18 protein-coding genes are annotated in these 25,594 nt (G+C 69.9%); 14 read left to right on the top strand and 4 right to left on the bottom strand.

Features of this window, described 5'->3' with window-relative positions:
- Window positions 1-222: 222 nt before the first annotated feature.
- The 9 genes from F0344_RS08225 (at window position 223) to F0344_RS08185 (ending at window position 14,316) form a co-directional block, all read left to right on the top strand.
- Window positions 223-5,670 (top strand): HAMP domain-containing protein, encoded by a 5,448-nt coding sequence (locus F0344_RS08225; protein ID WP_185298156.1) that lies wholly within the window; start codon window positions 223-225, stop codon window positions 5,668-5,670.
- A gap of 244 nt (window positions 5,671-5,914) precedes the next feature.
- Window positions 5,915-6,598 carry a response regulator gene (locus F0344_RS08220; RefSeq protein ID WP_185298155.1) on the top strand — a complete coding sequence of 228 codons (684 nt, stop codon included), beginning with the start codon at window positions 5,915-5,917 and terminating at the stop codon, window positions 6,596-6,598.
- Between the two features lie 148 nt (window positions 6,599-6,746).
- Window positions 6,747-9,503, top strand: a complete 2,757-nt coding sequence (locus tag F0344_RS08215; protein ID WP_185298154.1) for a DNA translocase FtsK — start codon at window positions 6,747-6,749, stop codon at window positions 9,501-9,503.
- A gap of 201 nt (window positions 9,504-9,704) precedes the next feature.
- Window positions 9,705-10,505 carry a helix-turn-helix domain-containing protein gene (locus F0344_RS08210; protein WP_185298153.1) on the top strand — a complete coding sequence of 267 codons (801 nt, stop codon included), beginning with the start codon at window positions 9,705-9,707 and terminating at the stop codon, window positions 10,503-10,505.
- Window positions 10,506-10,634: 129 nt separating this feature from the next.
- Entirely contained in the window at window positions 10,635-12,122 is a 1,488-nt protein-coding gene (gene rimO / locus F0344_RS08205) for a 30S ribosomal protein S12 methylthiotransferase RimO (protein ID WP_185298152.1), read from the top strand.
- On the top strand, window positions 12,119-12,925 hold the full coding sequence (gene pgsA, locus F0344_RS08200; RefSeq protein WP_185298151.1) for a CDP-diacylglycerol--glycerol-3-phosphate 3-phosphatidyltransferase: 807 nt from the start codon (window positions 12,119-12,121) through the stop codon (window positions 12,923-12,925). Before rimO ends, pgsA begins: the two co-directional genes overlap by 4 nt.
- Window positions 12,922-13,431 carry a CinA family protein gene (locus F0344_RS08195; protein ID WP_185298150.1) on the top strand — a complete coding sequence of 170 codons (510 nt, stop codon included), beginning with the start codon at window positions 12,922-12,924 and terminating at the stop codon, window positions 13,429-13,431. Before pgsA ends, F0344_RS08195 begins: the two co-directional genes overlap by 4 nt.
- 109 nt (window positions 13,432-13,540) lie before the next feature.
- A complete protein-coding gene (locus tag F0344_RS08190; protein WP_185298149.1) occupies window positions 13,541-13,924 on the top strand; it encodes a helix-turn-helix domain-containing protein in 384 nt (127 codons plus the stop codon).
- Window positions 13,925-14,091: 167 nt separating this feature from the next.
- Window positions 14,092-14,316 carry a hypothetical protein gene (locus tag F0344_RS08185; RefSeq protein WP_185298148.1) on the top strand — a complete coding sequence of 75 codons (225 nt, stop codon included), beginning with the start codon at window positions 14,092-14,094 and terminating at the stop codon, window positions 14,314-14,316.
- Window positions 14,317-14,414: 98 nt separating this feature from the next.
- Here the strand turns inward: F0344_RS08185 and F0344_RS08180 are convergent, their stop codons facing one another.
- The 3 genes from F0344_RS08180 to F0344_RS08170 form a co-directional block, all read right to left on the bottom strand.
- Window positions 14,415-15,179, bottom strand: a complete 765-nt coding sequence (locus F0344_RS08180) for an SDR family NAD(P)-dependent oxidoreductase (RefSeq protein ID WP_185298147.1) — start codon at window positions 15,177-15,179, stop codon at window positions 14,415-14,417.
- A gap of 36 nt (window positions 15,180-15,215) precedes the next feature.
- Window positions 15,216-16,037 (bottom strand): Fpg/Nei family DNA glycosylase, encoded by an 822-nt coding sequence (locus F0344_RS08175; protein ID WP_185298146.1) that lies wholly within the window; start codon window positions 16,035-16,037, stop codon window positions 15,216-15,218.
- Window positions 16,038-16,131: 94 nt separating this feature from the next.
- The gene (locus tag F0344_RS08170) at window positions 16,132-20,826 is read right to left on the bottom strand and encodes an Lhr family helicase (RefSeq protein WP_185298145.1); all 4,695 of its coding nucleotides are present in this window, start codon (window positions 20,824-20,826) and stop codon (window positions 16,132-16,134) included.
- 101 nt (window positions 20,827-20,927) lie between these two features.
- On the opposite strand from F0344_RS08170, the gene F0344_RS08165 reads away from it, so the two are divergent.
- Genes F0344_RS08165 through F0344_RS08155 form a run of 3 tightly spaced genes read left to right on the top strand, consistent with a single transcriptional unit; the run spans window position 20,928 to window position 22,964 of the window.
- Window positions 20,928-21,788, top strand: a complete 861-nt coding sequence (locus F0344_RS08165) for an AraC family transcriptional regulator (protein WP_185298144.1) — start codon at window positions 20,928-20,930, stop codon at window positions 21,786-21,788.
- 10 nt (window positions 21,789-21,798) lie between these two features.
- Window positions 21,799-22,662, top strand: a complete 864-nt coding sequence (locus F0344_RS08160; RefSeq protein ID WP_374940073.1) for an AzlC family ABC transporter permease — start codon at window positions 21,799-21,801, stop codon at window positions 22,660-22,662.
- Complete coding sequence (locus F0344_RS08155; RefSeq protein WP_185298143.1) at window positions 22,659-22,964, top strand: AzlD domain-containing protein; 306 nt, start codon at window positions 22,659-22,661, stop codon at window positions 22,962-22,964. Before F0344_RS08160 ends, F0344_RS08155 begins: the two co-directional genes overlap by 4 nt.
- Window positions 22,965-22,999: 35 nt before the next feature.
- On the opposite strand, the gene F0344_RS08150 is transcribed toward F0344_RS08155, so the two are convergent.
- Window positions 23,000-23,914: a hypothetical protein gene (locus F0344_RS08150; RefSeq protein ID WP_185298142.1), complete on the bottom strand. Its 915-nt coding sequence runs from the start codon at window positions 23,912-23,914 to the stop codon at window positions 23,000-23,002.
- Window positions 23,915-23,993: 79 nt separating this feature from the next.
- Here F0344_RS08150 and F0344_RS08145 point away from each other — a divergent pair, with 79 nt between their 5' ends.
- Both F0344_RS08145 and F0344_RS08140 read left to right on the top strand, forming a co-directional pair.
- Window positions 23,994-24,188 (top strand): DUF3046 domain-containing protein, encoded by a 195-nt coding sequence (locus F0344_RS08145; RefSeq protein WP_185298141.1) that lies wholly within the window; start codon window positions 23,994-23,996, stop codon window positions 24,186-24,188.
- A gap of 248 nt (window positions 24,189-24,436) precedes the next feature.
- Window positions 24,437-25,594, top strand: coding sequence for an AI-2E family transporter (locus tag F0344_RS08140; RefSeq protein ID WP_185302574.1), 1,158 nt, complete (start codon window positions 24,437-24,439; stop codon window positions 25,592-25,594).

Below are 25,594 nucleotides of genomic sequence, written 5' to 3'. Positions count from 1 at the left end.
TCGCTGGAGGTTCCACCCCGGTCGGGCGTGGCCTGGTACGTTTCAACGATTTGACGTCCGCATGGTCACCCCTCGACGGTGTCCTGTGGCGGTGAGCCAAACAAGAACTGGGAAAGTTTCCGGATAGGCCCGAGCGATACGGTCAACCCCTGCGGGAGGGACACGGTGGAGTCTGGCGTGGCGGCGCGGGGTTCAGGCACGCGCACAAAAGGCGGACAGTCCGTGAAAAAACAGCGCAATGCAACCATTGATGTGGACGCGGCAGCTCTGAACAGACTGCTGTCGGCCCTCGTGGCGATGCGTGACGGGAATTTCCGCAGGCGGCTGACCGTCTCCGGCGACGGGGTGCTGACCGAGGTCGCGGCGGTCTTCAACGAGGTCGCGGACCGGAATCTCCACCTCACGGGCGAGCTGGCACGTGTACGTCGCGTGGTCGGACGTGAGGGAAAGCTCACCGAGCGACTGGAGACCGGGGCCTGTGAGGGGTCCTGGGCGGCTGCCATCGATGCGTCCAACGAGCTCGTGGACGATCTGGCACGGCCGGTGTCGGAGGTCGGGCGGGTGCTGTCGGCGGTCGCCGACGGTGACCTGGAGCAGCGTATGGAGCTGCGGTCGCACACGGCCGACGAGACGGTACGGCCGTTGCGTGGTGAGTTCCTGAAGGTCGCGCGCACGGTCAACAATTTGGTTGACCAGTTGTCGGCGTTCACCGAGCAGGTGACGCGGGTCGCGGTCGAGGTGGGCACCGAAGGCAAGCTGGGCGGGCAGGCCCAGGTACGTGGCATGTCCGGTTCGTGGAAAGACCTCACGGACTCCGTGAACACCATGGCGTACCGGCTGACGGCGCAGGTGCGTGACATCGCACTCGTGACGACGGCGGTCGCCAAGGGCGATCTGTCGCGGAAGGTCACCGTTCACGTGGCCGGCGAGATGCTGCAGCTGAAGAACACCGTCAACACGATGGTGGACCAGCTGTCGTCGTTCTCCTCCGAGGTGACCCGGGTCGCACGTGAGGTGGGTACGGAGGGTGAGCTGGGCGGTCAGGCCACGGTGCCTGGCGTGGCCGGGGTGTGGAAGGACCTGACCGACTCCGTCAACACGATGGCCGGGAACCTGACGTCCCAGGTGCGCGGTATCGCCGAGGTGACGACGGCGGTGGCCAACGGTGACCTGTCCCAGAAGGTCACGGTGAGCGCGCGCGGCGAGGTCGCGCAGCTGGCCGAGACGATCAACCAGATGACCGAGACGCTGCGGACCTTCGCGGACGAGGTCACCCGGGTGGCGAGCGAGGTCGGTGGCGAGGGGCTGCTGGGTGGTCAGGCCCAGGTGCCGGGTGCGGCCGGGACGTGGAAGGACCTCACCGACTCGGTGAACACGGTCTTCCGGAACCTGACGACCCAGGTGCGGGACATCGCGCAGGTGACGACGGCGGTGGCCAGCGGCGACATGACGCAGAAGGTCACGGTCGACGTGGCCGGCGAGATGCTGGAGCTGAAGAACACCGTCAACACGATGGTGGACCAGCTGCAGTCCTTCGGTTCGGAGGTGACCCGGGTCGCGCGGGAGGTCGGCGTCGAGGGCCGGCTCGGCGGGCAGGCGGAGGTGCCGGGTGCGGCGGGGACGTGGAAGGACCTGACCGACTCGGTGAACACGGCGTTCCGGAACCTGACGGGTCAGGTGCGGGACATCGCGCAGGTGACCACCGCGGTCGCGAACGGTGATCTGTCGCAGAAGGTCACGGTCGACGTGGCCGGCGAGATGCTGGAGCTGAAGAACACCGTCAACACGATGGTGGCGCAGCTGTCCTCGTTCGCCGACCAGGTGACCCGGATGGCGCGGGACGTGGGTACGGAGGGCCGCCTGGGCGGCCAGGCACGGGTCGACGGTGTCTCCGGTACGTGGAAGGAGCTCACCGACTCCGTCAACTTCATGGCGGGGAACCTGACCTCCCAGGTGCGTCAGATCGCGCAGGTGACCACGGCGGTGGCCCGGGGCGATCTGTCGCAGAAGATCGATGTGGATGCCCGGGGCGAGATCCTGGAGCTGAAGAACACCATCAACACGATGGTCGACCAGCTCTCCGCCTTCGCCGAGCAGGTGACCCGGGTGGCCCGCGAGGTGGGTACGGACGGGCGGCTCGGTGGCCAGGCGCAGGTGCCGGGCGTGGCCGGTGTGTGGCGTGATCTGACCGATTCCGTGAACGGAATGGCAGGGAACCTGACCGCTCAGGTCCGTAACATCGCCCAGGTCGCCACGGCGGTGGCCCGGGGCGATCTGTCGCAGAAGATCGATGTGGATGCCCGGGGCGAGATCCTGGAGCTGAAGAACACCCTCAACACGATGGTGGACCAGCTGTCCAACTTCGCCGAGCAGGTGACCAGGGTCGCCCGCGAGGTGGGTACGGAAGGCATCCTGGGCGGCCAGGCCGAGGTGCAGGGTGTGTCCGGTACGTGGAAGGACCTGACCCAGTCCGTCAACGGCATGGCGAACAACCTGACCATGCAGGTGCGCAACATCGCGGAGGTCACCACGGCGGTCGCCAAGGGTGACCTCTCCAAGAAGATCACCGTTGACGCCAAGGGCGAGATCCTCGAACTGGTGACGACCGTCAACACGATGGTCGACCAGCTGCTGAACTTCGCGGACGAGGTCACGAGGGTCGCCCGTGAGGTGGGTACCGAGGGCATCCTCGGCGGTCAGGCCCGGGTGCGTGGCGCGACGGGCATCTGGAAGGACCTCAGCGACAACGTCAACCTGATGGCCAACAACCTGACCAGTCAGGTGCGCAACATCTCCCGGGTCTCCTCCGCGGTCGCCAACGGCGATCTGACGAAGAAGGTCACGGTCGAGGCGCGCGGCGAGGTCGCCGAGCTCGCGGACACGGTCAACACGATGGTGACGACGCTGTCCTCGTTCGCCGACGAAGTGACGCGTGTGGCCCGTGAGGTGGGTACGGAGGGCGAGCTGGGGGGCCAGGCTCGCGTCCCGGGTGTCGCGGGTACCTGGAAGGACCTCACCGAGTCGGTGAACTCGATGGCGTCCAACCTGACCGGTCAGGTTCGGCAGATCGCGACGGTGACCACGGCGATCGCCAAGGGTGATCTGACCAAGAAGATCGACATCGACGCGCGTGGTGAGATCCAGGAACTGAAGAACACGATCAACACGATGGTCGACCAGTTGTCGTCGTTCGCCGAGCAGGTGACCCGGGTGGCCCGCGAGGTTGGCACCGAGGGGCAGCTGGGCGGTCAGGCCCGGGTCCGGGACGTGGACGGCACCTGGCGCGACCTCACCGAATCGGTGAACGAGATGGCCGGGAACCTCACCCGGCAGGTGCGCGCCATCGCGGCCGTCGCCACCGCGGTGACCCGTGGCGATCTCAATCTCAAGATCGACGTCGATGCGGCCGGCGAGATCCAGGTGCTGCAGGACAACATCAACACCATGATCGCGAACCTGCGCGACACGACCCTGGCCAACAAGGAGCAGGACTGGCTCAAGGGCAACCTCGCCCGGATCTCCGGTCTGATGCAGGGCCGCCGCGATCTGGACGACGTGGCGTCGCTGATCATGAGCGAGCTGACTCCGGTGGTCTCCGCCCAGCACGGCGCGTTCTTCCTGGCCATGACGGCCGGTGACACCGACGAGGTCGGTGCGGACGACGGCCGGGAGAGCGCGTACGTGCTGCACATGCGCGGCAGCTACGGCTACTCGGCCGGTTCGATGCCGACGACCTTCCGGCCCGGTGAGACGCTCATCGGGACGGCCGCCGAGGAGAAGCGGACGATCCAGGTGGACAACGTGCCGCCGGGTTACCTGAAGATCTCCTCCGGTCTCGGGGAGGCACCGCCCGCTCATGTGATCGTGCTGCCGGTGCTCTTCGAGGGGAAGATCCTCGGCGTGATCGAGCTGGCCTCGTTCCAGCCGTTCACGCACATCCAGCGGGACTTCCTCAACCAGCTCGCCGAGATGATCGCGACGAGCGTCAACACCATCAGCGTCAACACGAAGACGGAGAAGCTCCTTGAGCAGTCCCAGGAGCTGACCGAACAGCTCCGCGACCGCTCGCAGGAGTTGGAGAACCGGCAGAAGGCGCTTCAGGCGTCCAACGCCGAACTGGAGGAGAAGGCCGAGCTGCTGGCCCAGCAGAACCGCGACATCGAGGTGAAGAACACCGAGATCGAGGAGGCCCGTCAGGTGCTGGAGGAGCGTGCCGAGCAGCTCGCGGTCTCCATGCGCTACAAGTCCGAGTTCCTGGCGAACATGTCGCACGAGCTGCGTACCCCCCTCAACTCGCTGCTCATCCTGGCCAAGCTGCTCGCGGACAACGCCGAGGGCAATCTCTCGCCGAAGCAGGTCGAGTTCGCCGAGACGATCCACGGGGCCGGTTCCGATCTGCTCCAGCTGATCAACGACATCCTCGATCTCTCGAAGGTCGAGGCGGGCAAGATGGATGTCAGTCCGACCCGGATCGCGCTGGTCCAGCTGGTCGACTACGTCGAGGCGACGTTCCGGCCGCTCACCGCGGAGAAGGGGCTCGACTTCTCCGTGCGGGTGTCGCCGGAGCTTCCGGCCACGCTGCACACGGACGAGCAGCGGCTCCTGCAGGTGCTGCGCAACCTCCTGTCCAACGCGGTGAAGTTCACCGACAGCGGGGCCGTCGAGCTGGTGATCAGGCCGGCCGGTGCCGATGTGCCCGACTCGATCCGGGAGCATCTGCTGGAAGCGGGTTCGCTGCGGGACGCCGACGCCGATCTGATCGCGTTCTCGGTCACTGACACCGGCATCGGGATCGCTTCCAGCAAGATGCTGGTGATCTTCGAGGCGTTCAAGCAGGCGGACGGGACGACCAGCCGCAAGTACGGCGGCACGGGCCTCGGCCTCTCCATCAGCCGGGAGATCGCCCGGCTGCTGGGCGGTGAGATCCACGCGGCGAGCGAGCCGGGCCGTGGTTCGACCTTCACGCTCTACCTGCCGCTGCACGCGAGCGAACTGCCCTCGCAGGGTTACCCGCAGATGGGGCCCGGCTCCATCGAGGCGCACGGCAACGCGGTCGAGAGCGGTTTCCGTCCGGAGATGCCGACGGCCCACGGAGCCGGGGCGCAGCCCCCGCTGGGTGACCCGGCGGCTACGGCCGGGATGTTCCGGCGCCGGCGCAAGGCCCTGGGCGGTTCCGCTCGGCAGACCGCTCTGCCGAGCGGCTCGCAGAGCGCGGGGGGCGCGGCGCACGAGGAGTGGGTGCAGGAAACGCCGACGGGGCAGGAGGGGCAGGAGCCGCGGCGGACGTTCCGGTTCCATGGCGAGAAGGTGCTGATCGTCGACGACGACATCCGTAACGTCTTCGCGCTCACCAGTGTGCTGGAGCAGCACGGCCTGTCGGTGCTGTACGCGGAGAACGGCCGTGAGGGCATCGAAGTCCTGGAGCAGCACGACGATGTGACGGTCGTACTGATGGACATCATGATGCCCGAGATGGACGGTTACGCGACGACGACGGCGATCCGCAGGATGCCGCAGTTCGCGGGGCTGCCGATCATCGCGCTCACCGCGAAGGCGATGAAGGGTGACCGGGAGAAGGCGATCGACTGCGGCGCTTCTGACTATGTCACCAAGCCGGTCGATTCTGATCACTTGCTGTCCGTCATGGAGCAGTGGATGCGCGGAGAGTGATGGCAAACAGGAAGAATCGCGATGAGTTGCTGATCGACTCTGTCTGAACGGGTGTGAGTGCGGTGTATCCGGGGAACCTTCTCGTCTCCCACCGCGTTTTCGGTACGTGCACAGTGACATCGCGGTGACAGGGTGTGGCGACGGGCGGGGTGCGGCTACCATGACCGGCACAAGGACGGACGGCGCAAGGGAGTCGTCCCCTGGGGCGGCACCCGGTGCGATTCCGGGGCGAGGAGGACGGGCCATGGTGCAGAAGGCCAAGATCCTCCTGGTCGATGACCGGCCGGAGAATCTGCTGGCGCTGGAGGCCATCCTCTCTGCGCTCGATCAGACACTGGTACGGGCATCGTCAGGGGAGGAAGCGCTCAAAGCGCTGCTCACGGACGACTTCGCGGTCATTCTGCTGGACGTCCAGATGCCGGGCATGGACGGGTTCGAAACCGCCGCGCACATCAAGCGGCGGGAGCGGACCCGGGACATCCCGATCATCTTCCTGACCGCGATCAACCACGGTCCGCATCACACCTTCAGGGGTTATGCGGCCGGCGCGGTGGACTACATCTCGAAGCCGTTCGACCCATGGGTGCTGCGCGCCAAGGTCTCGGTCTTCGTGGAGCTCTACATGAAGAACTGTCAGCTGCGCGAGCAGGCCGCGCTCCTGAGGCTCCAGCTCGAGGGCAGCGGACACGCGGGCGCGAACCACGAGAAGGAGCCGGCCGGTCTGCTGGCCGAACTCTCGGCGCGGCTCGCGGCGGTCGAGGAGCAGGCGGAAGCGCTCTCCAAGCAGCTGGACGACGAATCGGCGGACGCGGCGGCCGTAGCGACCGCGGCCCATCTCGAACGCAAGCTCACCGGACTCCGCCGTGCGCTCGACGCACTGGAGCCGGGTACGGGCGGCTCCTCGGCCGTCCTGCCTTCGCAGGGCTGACACCTCGGTCTTCTGGTGCTCCCGCGCGGCTCGGGCCGCGGGGCAGGGCGTGAGCGGGCGTCAGTTTCCGGCCCGCGCAGGGCGACACGGTCGAGTGAAGCGGTAGGCACACGTGTCCACCGGCGTCGGCACCGGTAACCTCGGGCCCATGGCCTCACGTACGTCCGGCAAGGGTTCCCAGGGCACGGCGGGCACCGCGAAGCGCGTCGGCCGTACCCAGGGGCCGGCGAAAAGAGCCGCGCCCGCGAAGAAGTCCGCCGCGAAGAAGACCGCGCCGCCCAGGAAGGCGCCTGCCAAGAAGGCGGCGCCCAAGCCGGCACCGTCCCCGACCGGGGGCATCTACCGGCTCGTTCGCGCGATCTGGCTCGGGATCGCGCACGGCGTCGGAGCGATGTTCCGCTCCATAGGGCGAGGTGCGAAGGGACTCGACCCCGCCCACCGCAAGGACGGTCTCGCCCTGCTGCTGCTGGGCCTCGCGCTGATCGTGGCCGCGGGCACCTGGTCGAATCTGCGTGGGCCGGTCGGTGATCTCGTCGAGATGCTGGTGACCGGCGCGTTCGGCCGGCTCGATCTGCTCGTACCGATACTGCTGGGCGCCGTCGCCGTACGGCTGATCCTGTATCCCGAGAAGCCCGAGGCCAACGGCCGTATCGTCATCGGCCTGTCCGCCCTTGTGCTCGGCGTGCTCGGACAGGTCCACATCGCCTGCGGTTCGCCAGGCCGCGAGGACGGTACGGAAGCGATGCAGGACGCGGGCGGACTGATCGGCTGGGCCGCGTCCAAGCCGCTGGTCTTCACCATGGGCGACGTGCTCGCCGTACCGCTGCTCCTGCTCCTGACCGTCTTCGGGCTGCTGGTCGTCACCGCGACCCCGGTCAACGCCATTCCTCAGCGGCTGCGCCTGCTGGGCGTGAAGCTCGGCATCGTGGAACCGGCGTACGAGCCGGGTGGGGAGAGGGACAGCGACGACGAGCGGTACGACGAGCAGTGGCGCGAAGCCCTGCCCGAGCGGTCGCGCCGCACCGCACGCCGCTCCGAGGCGGACGCGGACTACGACCCGGATCACGCGGAGTCCGCGGCACTCTCGAAGCGACGCCGGCCCCGCAGGCCGTCCGTGCAGCCCGCCATGAACCGCACCATGGACGCCGTGGACGTCGCCGCCGCCGCGGCGGCGGCCCTCGACGGCGCGGTCCTCAACGGGATGCCGCCCTCGCCGGTCGTCGCCGATCTGACGCAGGGCGTCTCCGTGGACCGTGAGCGTGGCCGCGGGTCGTCCGGCACGCCGGTGCCCGGCGCCCGAGAGGCCGAGCGGCCCAGGCCCGGCGAGAGGGTGGCACCGCCGTCCGGCGGCGTACCCGATCTGACGAAGCCGGCCCCGGAGCGTTCCCAGTCGCTGCCCTCCCGTGCCGAGCAGCTCCAGCTGTCCGGTGACATCACGTACTCGCTGCCCTCACTCGACCTGCTGGAGCGTGGTGGGCCCGGCAAGACGCGCAGCGCCGCCAATGACGTCGTCGTGGCCTCGCTGACGAACGTGTTCACGGAGTTCAAGGTCGACGCGGCCGTCACGGGCTTCACGCGCGGGCCGACGGTCACGCGGTACGAGGTGGAGCTCGGTCCGGCCGTCAAGGTCGAGCGGATCACGGCCCTGACCAAGAACATCGCGTACGCGGTGGCCAGCCCCGACGTCCGGATCATCTCGCCGATCCCGGGCAAGTCCGCCGTGGGCATCGAGATCCCCAACTCCGACCGCGAGATGGTCAACCTCGGCGACGTCCTGCGCCTCGCGGACGCGGCCGAGGACAACCACCCGATGCTGGTCGCGCTCGGCAAGAACGTCGAGGGCGGCTACGAGATGGCCAACCTCGCGAAGATGCCGCACGTCCTGGTCGCGGGCGCGACCGGATCCGGCAAGTCCTCCTGCATCAACTGTCTGATCACCTCGGTCATGGTGCGGGCGACCCCGGACGACGTCCGTATGGTCCTGGTCGACCCGAAGCGGGTCGAGCTGACCGCGTACGAGGGCATCCCCCATCTGATCACCCCCATCATCACGAACCCGAAGAAGGCCGCCGAGGCGCTGCAGTGGGTCGTTCGGGAGATGGATCTGCGCTACGACGACCTCGCGGCGTACGGGTACCGGCACATCGACGACTTCAACCACGCCGTGCGCAACGGCAAGGCGAAGGCGCCCGAGGGCAGTGAGCGCGAGCTGTCGCCGTACCCGTATCTGCTGGTCATCGTCGACGAGCTTGCCGACCTGATGATGGTCGCGCCCCGTGACGTGGAGGATTCCATCGTCCGCATCACCCAGTTGGCCCGCGCCGCCGGAATCCATCTGGTGCTTGCCACACAGCGTCCTTCGGTCGACGTCGTGACCGGACTGATCAAGGCCAACGTGCCGTCCCGTCTGGCGTTCGCGACCTCCTCGCTCGCCGACAGCCGCGTGATCCTCGATCAGCCCGGCGCCGAAAAGCTCATCGGAAAGGGTGACGGACTGTTCCTGCCGATGGGGGCCAACAAGCCCACCCGTATGCAGGGCGCGTTCGTCACCGAGGACGAGGTCGCCGCCGTCGTCCAGCACTGCAAGGACCAGATGGCGCCGGTCTTCCGCGAGGACGTCGTCGTCGGCACCAAGCAGAAGAAGGAGATCGACGAGGACATCGGCGACGACCTCGACCTGCTCTGTCAGGCCGCCGAGCTCGTCGTGTCCACACAGTTCGGTTCGACCTCGATGCTCCAGCGCAAGCTCCGGGTCGGCTTCGCCAAGGCCGGCCGGCTGATGGACCTGATGGAGTCGCGCAGCATCGTCGGGCCGAGCGAGGGGTCCAAGGCCCGGGACGTGCTCGTGAAACCGGACGAGCTCGACGGGGTGTTGTCCATCATTCGGGGGGAAACGGCGTCGTAGAGGTTTCGTGGGCAACCGTTTCGCCCGGTCGTACGTCAAGTTGGGGGGAGGGACGGGAAGATGTTCCGCTTCCCACCCTGCCCGCAGGGCTGCCCGGCGAACCCGATGGCGTACAAAGTCGTCCCTCCCGGTTGCCCCACCCTTTCGTACCCCCCCTAGACTGAACATCCAGCAGGTGGCTCACGCTCGAAAGGCGCCCACGTGTCCATCGGCAACTCCCCCGAAGACGACCGGCCTTCGATCGGTCGCGTGCTCCAGCAGACTCGTATCGCCGCAGGTCTGACGGTCGAGGAAGTCAGCATCTCCACCCGGGTGCGCATCCCCATCGTGCACGCGATCGAGGAGGACGACTTCTCGCGCTGTGGCGGCGACGTCTACACGCGCGGTCACATCCGTACGCTCGCCCGTGCCATCGGTCTCGATCCGGTCCCGCTTGTCGCTCAGTTCGATGACGAGCACGGCGGCCGTCCGGTTCCCACTCCCGCGGCGCCGCTGTTCGAGGCCGAACGCATCCGTTCGGAACCCCGACGGCCCAACTGGACCGCGGCCATGGTCGCGGCCATCGTCGCCGTGGTCGGCTTCGTCGGCTTCACGCTGTTCAGCGGCGAGGACGAACGCCCGAGCACGGCTCAGGTGGCCGAAGGCTCGACGGCCGACAAGACCACTCCCAAGCCCACCACGACCAAGCCGTCCGATCCCAAGCCCGTGCCCTCGGAGAGCGCCATCGCGGCGGCTCCGCTGGACAAGGTGACGGTCAAGCTCAGCGCCGTACAGGGCAAGAGCTGGATCTCCGCCAAGGACCACAACGGGCGACTGCTCTTCGACGGGCTGCTGCTCCAGGGCCAGTCCAAGACCTTCCAGGACAAGGAGCGCATCGACCTCGTCCTCGGCGACGCCGGGGCGATCGAGCTCTTCGTGAACGGCAAGAAGGTCCAGGACCGGTTCGAGCCCGGACAGGTCGAGCGGCTCTCCTACACCAAGGGCGACCCCGAAGCGGGCTGACCCTCTCCCTCCTGTTCCACCGCGGTGAGCGTCCGGCAGTTCTGCCGGGCGCTCACCGTCTTTGTCACTGCCTGTAAGGGGGAACCCTGCACGGCGGGGCCAGTGCCGGGACAAAGTAGTCTTGAGTCCATGCCCGAACGCCGTACCGTCGCCCTTGTCACTCTCGGATGCGCCCGTAACGAGGTGGACTCGGAGGAGCTTGCAGGCCGCTTGGCAGCGGACGGCTGGGAGCTCGTCGAGAACGCCTCCGACGCCGATGTCGCCGTCGTCAACACCTGTGGGTTCGTCGAAGCCGCCAAGAAGGACTCCGTCGACGCCCTCCTCGAAGCCAATGATCTGAAGGACCACGGCACAACCCAGGCCGTGGTCGCCGTCGGCTGTATGGCCGAGCGTTACGGCAAGGACCTCGCCGAGGCCCTGCCGGAGGCGGACGGGGTGCTCGGATTCGACGACTACGCCGATATCTCCGACCGGCTCCAGACCATCCTCAACGGCGGCATCCACGCCTCGCACACGCCTCGCGACCGGCGCAAGCTGCTGCCGATCAGTCCGGCGGAGCGCCAGGACGCCTCCGTGGCGCTCCCCGGGCACGCACAGGAGATCGCCGCGGCCCCCGATGACCTGCCGGAGGGTGTCGCTCCGGTCTCCGGCCCGCGCGCCCCGCTGCGCCGCCGGCTCGGTACGAGCCCCGTCGCCTCGGTGAAGCTCGCCTCCGGGTGCGACCGCCGCTGCTCCTTCTGCGCCATCCCCTCCTTCCGTGGCTCCTTCATCTCCCGGCGTCCCTCCGACGTCCTGGGCGAGACCCGCTGGCTGGCCGAGCAGGGCGTCAAGGAGGTCATGCTCGTCTCCGAGAACAACACCTCGTACGGCAAGGACCTCGGCGACATCCGCCTTCTGGAGACGCTCCTGCCGGAACTGGCGGAGGTCGAGGGGATCGAGCGGATCAGGGTCAGCTACCTCCAGCCCGCCGAGATGCGCCCCGGCCTGATCGACGTCCTGACGTCCACGCCCAAGGTCGCCCCGTACTTCGACCTCTCCTTCCAGCACTCCGCCCCCGAGGTGCTCAGGGCCATGCGCCGCTTCGGCGATACGGACCGTTTCCTGGAGCTCCTGGCCACGATCCGCGGCAAGGCGCCGTACGCCGGTGCCCGGTCGAACTTCATCGTGGGCTTCCCCGGTGAGACCGAGGCCGACCTCGCAGAGCTGGAACGCTTCCTCACCGGAGCCCGGCTGGATGCCATCGGCGTCTTCGGGTACTCCGACGAGGACGGCACCGAAGCGGTCGGTTACGAGAACAAGTTGGACGCCGACGTGATCGCCGAGCGACTCGCCCACATCTCGCAGCTGGCCGAGGAACTGACCTCGCAGCGCGCCGAGGAGCGGATCGGCGAGAGTCTTCAGGTGCTCGTCGAATCCGTCGAGGAGGACGGTCAGGTCGCTGACGGCCCGGTCGCGGTGGGCCGTGCGGCACACCAGGCGCCCGAAACGGACGGACAGGTCGTCTTCACCACACGCGAGGGACTCGTGCCGGGCCGTATGGTCGAGGCAAAGGTCGTAGGTACCGAGGGAGTGGACCTCGTGGCCGAACACCACGAGCTCGCGGAGGTGGCCAGATGACCGGAGCCCCGGCATCCGCGGCAGGCGGGTCCGGCGCGAAGCCGGTCCGCGGCGGCAAGCTGGGCACTGCGGCCGTCAACCAGGCCAGCCTGTGGAACATCGCGAACATCCTCACCATGGTGCGACTGCTGCTCGTGCCCGGCTTCGTCATGCTGCTGTTCCACGACGGCGGCTACGACCCGGTCTGGCGTGCCTTCGCCTGGGCCGCGTTCGCGGTCGCCATGATCACCGACCTCTTCGACGGCCATCTGGCACGCCGGTACAACCTGGTCACGGACTTCGGGAAGATCGCCGACCCGATCGCCGACAAGGCGATCATGGGAGCGGCACTGGTTTCGCTGTCGGTCCTGGGCGATCTGCCCTGGTGGATCACGGGCGTGATCCTCTTCCGCGAGCTGGGCATCACGCTGATGCGCTTCTGGGTGATCCGCCACGCGGTGATCCCGGCAAGCCGCGGCGGCAAGCTGAAGACGCTGGCCCAGGGCACGGCCGTGGGCATGTACGTCCTCGTGATGACGGGGCCGCTGGCCACGCTCCGCTTCTGGATGATGATGATCGCCGTCGCGCTGACGGTGCTCACCGGTCTCGACTATGTGCGCCAGGCCGTGGTGCTGCGGCGCAAGGGGCTCGCGGCCGAGCGCGTCGCGGCCCTGGAAGCTGTCACGTCCGCCGCCGATGCGGAGGAGGCCGGAACGCCGGGTGCCGAGGCGCAGGGAACCGGGAGCCCCGGGGGCGTCGACGCCGGAGCGGACGTCTCCCGTACGCGTGCCCAGGCCCGGGGCCCGGCGGAGGCCGAACGGTGACCGCCGCGGCCCGGGTACTGGGGCGGCTCGTGGAGCGCGGCGAGACCCTTGCCGTCGCGGAGTCGCTGACCGGCGGTCTGGTCGCGGCCGAGATCACCTCCGTGCCCGGTGCCTCGCGGTCCTTCCGCGGGGCCGTCACGGCGTACGCCACCGTCCTGAAGAGGGATGTGCTGGGTGTCGACGGGCCCCTTCTGGCCGAGCGCGGTGCTGTGGATCCCGAGGTGGCGCTGGGCATGGCCGCCGGGGTGCGGCGGGCACTGGGCGCGGACTGGGGCATCTCGACGACCGGGGTCGCGGGGCCGGAGCCGCAGGACGGCAAGCCCGTCGGTACGGTCTTCGTAGCGGTTTCCGGGCCGGGAGGCGTGGAGAAGGTCGCCGCGTTGCGATTGAACGGCGGGCGGGCGGACATCCGTAAACAGAGCGTACGGAGCGTCCTCGAACTGCTGTCCGGAGAACTCGGTGAAAATGCGAGGGCACAGGATACGGAACAGATCGGGGGGATCTGATGTTTGCAGCCCTGAGTGAACACGACATCGCTCCCCGCACAGCCGCAGCGCAAGGCGGTACGGTGGGGCGTGAAGGATGCGGCTACGCGGTCCGAGGAGGGAGCCACCGATGATTCTGCTCCGTCGCCTGCTGGGTGACGTGCTGCGTCGGCAGCGCCAGCGCCAAGGCCGTACTCTGCGCGAAGTCTCCTCGTCCGCCCGGGTCTCGCTCGGTTATCTGTCCGAGGTGGAGCGGGGGCAGAAGGAGGCATCCTCTGAGCTGCTCTCCGCGATTTGCGACGCGCTTGACGTACGGATGTCCGAGCTCATGCGTGAAGTGAGCGATGAGCTGTCCCTGGCCGAACTGGCCGAATCGGCGGCAGCCAGTGATCCGGTACCTGTACCGGTACGCCCGAGGCTCAATTCCGTCTCCGTCTCGTCGGTGACAGGTGTGCCGACCGGCCGGGTGACCATCAAGGCACCCGCGGAAGCGGTGGATGTCGTCGCCGCCTGATCCGCGCGGTCATGCATGTGTGAACCGGAGCCCCGGTCCGCCCCTTGGGGGTGGGCCGGGGCTTCTCGGTGTGCGGGCAGGAGGGCAGTGTGCGGGGCTGTTCGGATGCAGTGCTGCCGGTCCGGGGGGAGACTGCCCAGGAGGCGCGTGAGCCGGAGGAGGCAGCCATGACGCGGCGATGGGTGCCGGCGCTCGTCCTCGGCGGGCTGTGGTGGTGGGCCGTGCTGCGGCTGGTGCTTGAGCCGGTGCACGCAGGGGTGATCGAGGGCGCGGTGGCGGCGGGCGGGTGGGGACTGAGCCTGCTGCCGGTCCATGTGACGGCGACCGCGCGGCCGGCCGGCGGGGGGCGCCGGTCCGCGGGGGAGGGTGACTCCGGGGGCGTGCGGCGGTGAGTGCCGCCCAGGCAGGGCGGCTGCGGGGCGTGCGCGGCTGCGACCGTCACGGGGGGCGTGCGGCGGTGGGTGTCACCGGGGGTGTGCGACAGCTGCTGTCACCGGGGCATGGCGACCCCGCCGTTGGGACGCAGGATCTGACCGGTCGTGAACGCCGAGGCGTCCGATGCGAGGTGCAGGACCGTGTGGGCCACGTCCATCGGCTCTCCGACGCGACCCAGCGGGGATATCCGGACCATCGAGGCTTCAGCCCGGTGCTGCTGGTCCGCGTCGTGTCGGTCGGTCATCGGTGTACGGATCCAGCCGGGAGCGACGGCGTTCACCCGGATGGAGTACGGGCCGAGCTCGGTGGCGAGAGTCCTGGTGAGCTGGACGACCGCGGCTTTCGCCGCGCTGTAGCAGAGCAGCCCGGGGCTCGCGGAGTCGATGGCGCCCGAGGCCATGGTGATCAGCGACCCGGGCGCCGAGCGGGCGAGGAGGCTGCGGGCGACCTCCTGGCAGGCGTGGAGCACGCCCTTGAAGTTCACCGCCATGACCCGGTCGAGATCCGCGTCCTCGGTGTCGAGGACGCTGCTGGTGTGCATGATCCCCGCGACGGCGGCCAGGATGTCCACCTCGCCCGCCTCCGTGACCGCGGACCGGACCTGGCTACGGTCTGTCACGTCCAGGAGATGAGTGTGTGCCGTGCCACCTGAGCCGGTGACCAGTTCATGGGTCGCGTGCAGGCCCTTCTCGTCCCGGTCGGCGCAGTGGACCGTGGCTCCCGCTTCGGCGAGCAGGACGGCGCAGGCCCGGCCGATGCCGCTTGCCGCGCCCGTGATGAACGCGGACCGGCCGGTGAGGTCGTACGCGGTGAGGGGCATGACGGGACCGTACGACTGGAACTGACGGGTCGTCAACTAGCGTGTGGGGCCCACCTGGCAGCGCGGACACCAGTAGGTGGGGCGGTCTGCTTCGGTGACCTTCCTGATGGGAGTGCCGCAGCGCAGACAGGAACGGCGCTCCCGGCCGTACACGTAGAGGTGTTCCTGCGGGCGGGCCCGGGTGGGCGCGTGGGCGGCGACTGCGGGGGTCGGACCCGTGGTGGTACGGGTGGGTCGGTCGCGGTTGGCTTCGAGGAGCTGCTTGGCGGTGCTGACCAGCCGGGTGGCAGTGGTGGCGGGGAGCCGTCCGACGGGGAGCCAGGGGGTGACGCGGGCCATGAAGCACAGCTCGCACATGAAGACGTTGCCGATGCCGGCGAGATTGCGCTGGTCCAGAAGCGCTTGCCCGAGCGGGCGGTCCGGGTCGGCGAGCAGATTGCGCAGCGCGGTGTCGGCGTCCCAGCCGGGGCCCAGCAGATCGGGGCCGAGATGGCCGACGATCTTCTCCTCGTCCCGGGTGCGGAGGAGGTCCAGGACGGGGAGGCGGTACCCGACGGCGGTGTGGGTGCCGTTGCCGAGCACGGCGCGGATCTGGTGGGCGGGGCCGCCGCGCCAGCGTTCGCCCGCCGCGTAGACGCGCCAGGCCCCGTCCATCCGCAGGTGGCTGTGGAGGGTCAGACCGCCCTCGATCCGGGTGAGGAGGTGTTTGCCGCGAGCGGTGACGTCGAGGACTTCCCGGCCGGTCAGGTCGACGGTGGCGAGGCGGGGGACGCGGAGGTCGGAGTGGGTGAGGACCTGACCCGCGAGCGCGGTGTGCAGACGGGTGGCGGTCTGCAGGACGGTGTCTCCTTCGGGCATGCCTCCATTTTGCGGGTTCGGGGCGGGTTCGGGGCGGGGCATTGCGGGGCATCGGGCGCACGTGGCCGGGTTGTGGGTCCGGCGGGCGGTCGGGTCAGGCGCGGAGGCGCAGGCCCCTAGGGGTGGCGAGGAAACCGGCTGCTTCCAGGGTGCGGCCCAGGGGCGAGGTGAGGGACGAGGCTCCGTTGGTGCGTTCCACCGTGACCGTGCCGAGCGCTCCCGCCCGCGCGGCGGAGGCCAAAGCCTCGGCCGCGGCCCTGAGCGCCGGGTCGTCGGGGTCGGTCGGCCAGGCCAGCAGGGTCTTCCCGCCGCGCTCCATGTAGAGCGTCAGTTCGCCGTCGACGAGGACCACGAGCGCGCCGGCCTTCCGGCCGGGCTTGTGTCCCGCGCCGTCGGGTGGTTCGGGCCAGGGCAGTGCGGCCCCGTACGCGTTGGCAGGATCGGCCGCGGCCAGGACCACCGCGCGTGGAGCGGTGCCGGGGTCCGAACGGTCGCGGGCCGTGGATGCGGCCCTCAGCCGGTCCACCGCTCCCTCCATCGCGAACTGGGCCGCTCCGAGGCCCTCGACGACATAGCCGCGCCGCGCCTGCCCGTTGTCCTCGAAGGCGGCGAGGATGCGGTAGGTCGCGGAGAAGCCGCCCTCGACGCCTTCGGCCTGCACCGCGCCGCGCGTCACGACGCCGTGGCGGTCCAGGAGGGTGCGGGCCAGTGCGTGCGCCCGGTGTGTCGGTTCGGGCTCGGCCGCCGGGAGCAGGGACCAGCGGCCGGAGACCGTGGGTGGGCCGGTGCGGGAGGCCGGCCGGGCGGCGGCGGTCAGCGAGCCGTACCGGCCGCGGGGCACGCTGCGTCTGGCGCGGTGGGCCGTGGACCCTGCCGTGCGTCCGGAGCCGAGGAGTGCGCGCAGCGGGGCGAGGGTGTCGTTGGTGAGACGGCCCGACCAGGTCAGGTCCCAGAGCGCGTCGGCCAGTTGCGGATCGGTGCAGTCGGGGTGGGTGGTCGCGCGGACCTGGTCGGCGATCTGGCGGAAGAACAGGCCGTATCCGCCGGAGAGCGTGGTCAGGACCGACTCGTGCAGTGCGGATTGTTCGAGTGGGTGCGGCGGGGGCAGCAGCAGCGGTGCGCTGTCGGCGAGGTAGAGGGAGAGCCAGCCGTCCTTGCCGGGGAGTGCGCCCGCACCGGCCCAGACGACCTCGCCGGTCGTCGTCAGTTCGTCCAGGAGCGCGGGGGTGTAGCCCTGGACACGGCTCGGCAGGATGAGCTTCTCCAGCGCGGACGCGGGAACGGGGGCGCCCTGCAACTGCTCGATGGCGCGGGCCAGTCCGTCGATTCCGCGCAGGCTGTTGTCACCGAGGTGCTGCCACTGGGGGAGGAAGATGGCCAGGGCGGCGGGGGGCACCGGTTCCAGTTCGTGACGGAGCGCGGCGAGCGAGCGGCGGCGCAACCGGCGCAGGACGGTGGCGTCGCACCACTCCTGGCCGATGCCGGCCGGGTGGAACTCGCCCTGGACGATCCGGCCAGAGGCCGAGAGCCGCTGAAGGGCCCCGTCGGTGACCGCGGTGCCCAGGCCGAAGCGGTCGGCGGCCTGGGTGGAGGTGAACGGGCCGTGCGTACGGGCGTGGCGGGCGAGAAGGTCGCCAAGGGGGTCCTTGACCGGTTCGGTGAACGCCTCGGGGACTCCGACGGGGAGCGCGGTGCCCAGCGCGTCGCGCAAACGGCCCGCGTCCTCGACAGCCGCCCAGTGGGGGGCTCCGGCGATGCGGACCTGGATCGCCCGGCGGGCCGACACCAGGTCCGGCGCCCACCGCGGCTGCGCACCGCGCTCGGCCAGCTCCGTATCGGTCAGGGGGCCCAGGACGCGCAGGAGGTCGGCGACTCCCTCCACGTCCTTGATCTTCCGGTCCTCGGTCAGCCACTGGAGCTCCTGCTCCAGCTCGGTGAGCACTTCGGGGTCCAGGAGTTCACGCAGTTCCGCCTGGCCGAGCAGCTCGGCCAGGAGATGTGAATCGAGCGAGAGGGCGGCCGCCCGCCGCTCGGCGAGGGGCGAGTCACCCTCGTAAAGGAACTGTGCGACGTAGCCGAAGAGGAGGGAGCGGGCGAACGGGGAGGGTTCCTGGGTGGTCACCTCGACGAGGCGGATACGCCGGGCTTCGAGATCACCCATCAGTTCGGTGAGGCCCGGGACGTCGAAGACGTCCTGGAGGCATTCGCGGACCGCCTCGAGGACGATCGGGAACGAACCGAACTCGGAAGCGACCTGGAGCAGCTGGGACGCACGCTGGCGCTGCTGCCAGAGGGGTGTGCGTTTACCGGGGCTGCGCCGGGGGAGCAGCAGCGCGCGTGCCGCGCACTCGCGGAACCGTGAGGCGAAGAGCGCGGAGCCGCCCACCTGGTCGGTGACGAGCTGACCGATCTCCCCCTTGTCGAAGACGACGTCGGCCGCGCCGACCGGTGCCTGCTCGCTGTCGAAGGCCGCGTCCGGCAGCCCGAGGCCCCGCTCGCCGGCGCCGCTGACGGGTTCCTGGGACGGGTCGGCCGGACCGAAGTCCAGGAGATCGAGACCCATCAGGTCGGCGTCGGGGAGGCGCAGCACGATGCCGTCGTCGGCATGCATGACCTGGGCGTCCATCCCGTACCGCTCGCCGAGCCGGGCGGAGAGGGCCAGTGCCCAGGGAGCGTGGACCTGAGCCCCGAAGGGGGAGTGCACGACCACCCGCCAGTCGCCCAGTTCGTCGCGGAACCGCTCGACCAGGATGGTGCGGTCGTCCGGGACGTGACCGCAGGCCCGGACCTGTTCCTCCAGGTAGGACAGGATGTTGTCGGCCGCCCAGTCGTCCAGACCGGCGGCGCGCAGTCTGGCCCTGGCGTCCTCTGCGGAGAGTCCGCCGATCTCCCGGAGGAACGCGCCCAGCGCGCGGCCGAGCTCCAGGGGGCGGCCGAGCTGGTCGCCCTTCCAGAACGGCAGCCGGCCGGGGACTCCCGGTGCCGGGGTGACCAGGACGCGGTCCCGGGTGATGTCCTGGATGCGCCAGGACGTGGTGCCCAGGGTGAAGACATCGCCGACCCGGGACTCGTAGACCATTTCCTCGTCCAGCTCGCCGACGCGCCCCCCGCCCTTCTTGGGGTCGGCTCCGGCGAGGAAGACGCCGAAGAGTCCTCGGTCGGGGATGGTCCCGCCGGATGTGACGGCGAGCCTCTGGGCGCCCGGGCGGCCCGTGACCGTACCGGCGACGCGGTCCCACACCACGCGGGGGCGCAGTTCCGCGAAGGCGTCGGACGGATAGCGGCCGGCGAGCATGTCGAGCACGGCCGTGAACGCGGATTCCGGGAGGGAGGCGAAGGGGGCGGCACGGCGGGCCAGGGCGAGCAGGTCGTCGGCCTGCCAGGTGTCCAGGGCGACGATGGCGACCAGTTGCTGGGCGAGGACGTCCAGGGGGTTGGACGGGACCCGGAGGGCTTCGATGGCGCCCACGCGCATGCGCTCGGTGACGACGGCCGCCTGGACCAGGTCGCCCCGGTACTTGGGGAAGACCACTCCGGTGGAGACGGCCCCCACCTGGTGTCCGGCGCGGCCCACGCGCTGCAGTCCGGAGGCGACGGACGGCGGGGACTCGACCTGGATCACGAGGTCGACCGCCCCCATGTCGATGCCGAGCTCCAGGCTGGACGTGGCGACGACGGCGGGTAGTCGTCCAGCCTTGAGGTCCTCCTCGACCTGGGCGCGCTGCTCTTTGGACACCGATCCGTGGTGGGCGCGGGCGAGCAGTGCCGGGGCGCCCTTGGCGGCACCCGACTGGGCCATGATCTCGGCGGGGGAGTGGGCCTCGGGCAACGGGGCGGTGTGCTCGTCGAACGCGGTGCCGGTCGCCCGCTCGTACGCGATCTCGTTGAGCCGGTTGCAGAGCCGTTCCGCGAGGCGGCGGGAGTTGGCGAAGACGATGGTGGAGCGGTGGGACTGGACGAGATCGGCGATCCGTTCCTCGACGTGCGGCCAGATCGAGGGCTTCTCGGCCTGGTCGGCCCCACCGTCCGTGGCGGGGGAGCCACCGAGCTCGCCCAGATCCTCGACGGGCACGACCACCGACAGGTCGAACTGCTTGGTGGACGGCGGCTGGACGATCTCCACCTTCCGCTGCGGCGACAGGAAGCGTGCCACCTCGTCGACCGGGCGGACCGTCGCCGACAGCCCGATCCGTCGTGCGGGCCGGGGCAGCAGCTCGTCGAGACGCTCCAGGGAGACGGCGAGGTGGGCGCCGCGCTTGGTGCCGGCGACGGCGTGCACCTCGTCGAGGATCACCGTCTCGACGCCCGCGAGGGCCTCCCGGGCCGAGGACGTGAGCATCAGGAACAGTGATTCGGGTGTGGTGATCAGGATGTCGGGAGGCCTGGTCGCCATGGAGCGGCGCTCGGCGGGCGGGGTGTCGCCCGAGCGGATCCCGACGCGCACCTCGGGCTCGGGAAGTCCCAGACGTACGGACTCCTGGCGGATGCCCGTCAGAGGTGAACGGAGGTTGCGCTCCACGTCCACGGCGAGGGCCTTGAGCGGGGACACGTACAGCACGCGGCAGCGCTTCTTGGCCTCGGCGGGCGGGGGGACGGCGGCCAGCCTGTCCAGCGAGGCCAGGAACGCGGCGAGGGTCTTGCCCGATCCCGTCGGCGCGACCACCAGCACGTCCGAACCCTCGGCGATGGCCCGCCACGCCCCCTCCTGCGCCGCAGTGGGCGCGCTGAAGGCTCCCGTGAACCAGCTGCGGGTCGCGGGGGAGAAGGAGTCGAGTGCGGTACCGGCCATGTCCCCCATCGTGCACCTCGCCACTGACAACGGCCGGTGACGGCGGGCCATGGCGGTGACATGATCTGCGGGGCGGCCCCCGGACCTGAGAGAATGCGCCTATGGCAGCGGGGGCGGAGAAGGAGTGGGCGCGGTACTGGCAGTACGCGGAGCTGCCCGAACTCGATCTCCTGCGGGCCCGCTACGTCCGCCACACCTTCCGGCGCCACACCCACGAGGGCTACGTCTTCGGCACGATCACGCGCGGTGTCGAGGACGTCGGCCTGCCCGGCGGCACCGTGCACGCCGGCCCCGGCGCCGTGGTCATGATCAATCCGGAGGTTCCGCACACCGCCCGTGCCGGTGTCCCGGAGGGCTGGGTGTACGCCACGCTCTACCCTTCCGCGCAGGTGATCAACGACATCGCGGCCGACATGACCAATTTGCGCGGAACCGTCGGCTTCGCCGAGAGCAGCGTGCCGGACCCGCACGCGGCCCGGCTGATCACCGAGATCCACCGCGCCGCCGAGGAGGGCAACGCCCTCGCGGCGGACAGCCTGCTCCGCGTCATGGTCGCCAGACTCCTGGGCCGGCACGGCGGGGTGCTGCCCACTTCCGTACCCCACTCGGCGGGTGCCCGGGACGCCGCGCGGGCCCGGACGGTACTCCAGGAGCGGATGGCCGCGCCGCCGACGCTGGAGACGCTCGCCGTCGAACTCGGGACCAGTCCGTTCGCACTGCTCCGCGCTTTCAAGAAGCAGTACGGAATGCCGCCGCACACCTGGCTCACCGACGCCCGGGTGAGGCGGGCCCGTCTCATGCTGGACGGGGGCACCGCACCCGCCGACGCCGCCGCAGCCGTCGGCTTCACGGATCAGCCCCACCTCAACCGTCACTTCACCCGGATCGTGGGAGTGCCACCCGGGGCGTACCAGCGCGGGCGCGCAAGAACGTACAAGACCGGTACGGACACCCCGACGTAGCGTTCCGGACGTGGCAGAACAGACAGCACCCCCAGGAAGCGGCCGCGTGGACGCCGGCACACCCGACGGACCGGGGGCAGGACCGGCCGCAGCGCCCGGCCGGGGCACATCCGGTACGCCGACAGCCGTCGCCCCCAGGCGGGACGCGGAGGTCGTACGGGACGCGCTCGGTGTCGGTATCGCCGTCGGGCTCTCCGGATTCGCCTTCGGGGTCACCTCGGCCGGCGCCGGACTGACTCTGCTCCAGACCTGCGCGCTCAGTCTTCTGGTCTTCACCGGCGCCTCGCAGTTCGCCCTGGTGGGCGCGCTCGCAGCCGGGGGGAACCCGTACACGGCGGCGGCCGGGGCCTTCTTCCTCGGTGTGCGGAACGCGTTCTACGGGCTGCGGCTCTCGCAGCTGCTGGCGCTGCCCCGTGCGGTACGTCCGTTCGCCGCACAGTGGGTCATCGACGAGACGACGGCCGTCACACTGCCGCAGCCCACCAGGCGTGCGGCCCGGATCGGTTTCACGGTCACCGGGCTCACCCTGTACGTCCTGTGGAACCTGACCACCCTGGTGGGGGCACTCGGCGCCGAGGCGCTCGGTGACACCAACGCGTGGGGGCTGGACGCGGCGAGCCCGGCCGTGTTCCTGGCGCTGCTCGCACCGATGCTGAAGAGCACCACGGAGCGCGTCACGGGCGCCCTCGCCGTGCTGCTCGCCCTGGGGCTCCTGCCGGTGCTGCCTGCGGGACTTCCGGTGCTGCTCTCCGCGCTCGCCGCACCTGCCGTCCTCTTTCTGATGGCGCGCCGCACGAATGGAACGACCGTGGGGACACAGGACGGCACGAACGGAACGACCGTCGTGACACAGGACGAGGAGAGCACCCGATGAACGTCTGGATCGCCATCGGGCTCACCTTCGTCGGCTGCTATCTCGCCAAGCTCCTGGGACTGCTCGTTCCCGCCGGAGCGCTGGAACGTCCCCTGGTGCAACGTCTGGCCGCGCTCCTGCCCGTAGCGCTGCTGGCGGCGCTCACCGCGCAGCAGACGTTCGCGGACGGGCAGCAGCTCACTCTGGACGCCCGGGGAGCGGGTCTGGCGGCGGCGGCCCTCGCCCTGGTCCTTCGCGCACCCTTCCTTGTGGTCATCGGGGCCGCCGTGGCGGTGACGGCCGGGGTACGTGCCCTGGGGTAGACGTTCTGCTGGAGAGTGCCGCGGCCGGAGACGGATCAGCCGAGGCTGCGGCCGTACGCCCTCAGCGTCTGGAGCGCCCTGAGCGTGACGAGCGGGCGGCCTTCCAGGGCTGTTCCCGGCGCCCACTGGCGCCAGGTGACCGGCCAGCCGCCGTCCTCCTGCTGTCCGTCCGCCAGGTGGTCGAGTGAGCGCTCCAGCTCCTCGTCGGTGAACCACCCGCGGGCGAGCGATCCAGGTGTGCGGGCGAAGTCGTACGGGAAGTGGTGTTCGCCCGGTGCGTAGCCGGGGGCCACCGGGTAGTCCGTACGCCGGTCCGGGTCCAGCACCGCCAGCCGCTGGTCGCGTACCAGCCGTCCCAGACGGTCCGCCGCGGATTCGGCGCGTGCCCGGTCCGGGACGTCGTCCAGAAAGGCGACGGCCGCCTGGATCTCGTACGGATGGGACTGCTCGAGTGCGTCGATGGCGGCCCAGCAGAAATCGGTGGCCCGGAACAGCCACGCGTGCCACACCTGATTGCGGTGGAGCAGCCCGACGACGGGACCGGTGGCGAGCAGCTCGGCGGGAGGGTCGTCCACGACGGGGATGAAGGGGGCGGCCGGGTAGCCGCGCTGTGAGGGGTGGATCGCGGGCAGTGCACCCTCCTTGGTCGACACGTCGCTCAGATAGCGGCAGATGCGCTCCACCCGCATGCCGGTGCACCGGCCGATGGAGTCGAGCACGCTGAGTGCGTGAGCGGTGTGCAGCGGTTGGCTCACGGGACCGCGGAGATCGGGTTCCAGCGCGTGCCCGTAACCGCTGTCCTCGTTGAGGTACGCGGCGAGTGCGGTCTCGACCGCGTCCGTGCTGCCGCCCAGGAACTCCTGGGCGAACCGCCGCTGTTCGAGGACGCGGGCCGTGAGCCAGATGAACTGCTCGGCGCGGGCGAGTGGATGTGCTCCGGTTCCAGCCATGGAGCGACCGTAGAGCGGAAAGCGCTGTCGGCACGGTCGGGCGGCCCGGCTGCACCCTCAGGAGCGGGATAATGGATGCATGCGGTTGACGATTTTCTGGGAGCGGATGGCGGACCACTTCGGTGAGGCCTACGCGGACTCCTTCGCGCGCGATCATGTGATGTCCGAACTCGGAGGCCGTACGGTGCACCAGGCGCTGACTGCCGGATGGGACGTGAAGGACGTCTGGCGCGCGGTCTGCGCGGCGGCCGGCGTTCCTGCCGAAAAGCGCTGACGGCTTTCCCAGGACGCCGGACAGCCCTCGGACAGGGCTCGGTGAGGTCCTCCGGACGAGCGGGGGAGCCGGGCAGTGTTGACGGCAACCGGGCAGCTGCCACTGGTGGGGTCCGGGGCGGGCGGCCGGTTGCCACACGCATGGGCGAGACTTGTCCCGTGGCACCGACAGACGAGACCGCCCAGACCCAGCCGCCCGTCCCGCCGACCGCGCCACCTGCGCCGCTCACCGGTGCCGGCCCGGCCCGTATGCCCGGCTGGCTGCCGCGCGCGATGGTGCTCGCGCTCGCGCTCTACGCCTGTTTCCAGCTCGGCAGCTGGGCGTTCGACCAGCTCATCGGCCTGCTGATCAACATACTGCTCGCGTTCTTCCTGGCGCTGGCGATCGAACCGGCCGTGAGCCGGATGGCGTCGCGCGGTATGCGCCGCGGCCTTGCCACGTTCCTGGTCTTCATCGCGGTCCTGTCCGCCGCGGTCGGCTTCATCCTGCTGCTCGGCTCGATGCTCGCGGGCCAGATCCTCGACATGGTCGAGGATCTTCCGGCGTACCTCGACTCGGTGATCAACTGGGGGAACCAGACCTTCCGCACCAAGCTGTCCCGGGTCGACGTCCAGGACAGTCTGCTGCACTCCGACTGGCTGCAGAAGTACGTCCAGAACAGTGCGACCGGTGTCCTCGACGTCTCGACGACGGTGCTCGGCGGACTGTTCAGGCTGTTGACGATCTTCCTGTTCGCCTTCTACTTCGCGGCCGACGGGCCCCGGCTGCGCCGCACGTTGTGTTCCGTACTGCCGCCCGCGCACCAGGCCGAGGTGCTGCGCGCCTGGGAGATCGCCGTCGACAAGACCGGCGGCTACCTCTACTCGCGCGGACTGATGGCTCTGGTCTCCGGAGTCGCGCACTACGTGCTGCTGGTGATCCTGGGCGTGCCCTACGCTCCGGCGCTCGCGGTCTGGGTCGGCCTGGTCTCCCAGTTCATCCCCACCATCGGTACGTATCTGGCAGGCGCCCTGCCGATGCTGATCGCTTTCACCGTCAACCCCTGGTACGCGCTGTGGGTCCTCGGTTTCGTAGTGGTCTACCAGCAGTTCGAGAACTACGTGCTGCAGCCCAAGCTCACCTCCAAGACCGTGGACATCCATCCGGCGGTCGCGTTCGGCTCGGTCGTTGCCGGGGCGGCGCTGATGGGTGCCGTGGGGGCACTGATCGCCATCCCGGCGATCGCGACGCTGCAGGCGTTCCTCGGCGCGTACGTGAAGCGGTACAAGGTGACGGACGACCCGAGGATGCACGGCGGCCGTCGCGGGCGCCGAGGCGTGTCGGCACGGGCGCGGATGGGGCAGGTCCTGCGGAAGCCCGATGGCCGGGGGGACGAGCCGGAGAGCGGCACGGACGCACCCGGGTGA

It is taken from the genome of Streptomyces finlayi (assembly GCF_014216315.1).
GTDB classification, from domain to species: Bacteria; Actinomycetota; Actinomycetes; order Streptomycetales; family Streptomycetaceae; genus Streptomyces; species Streptomyces finlayi_A.
Note: the sequence above shows the minus strand (reverse complement) of the source record. Positions and strands in the feature narration are given on the sequence as shown.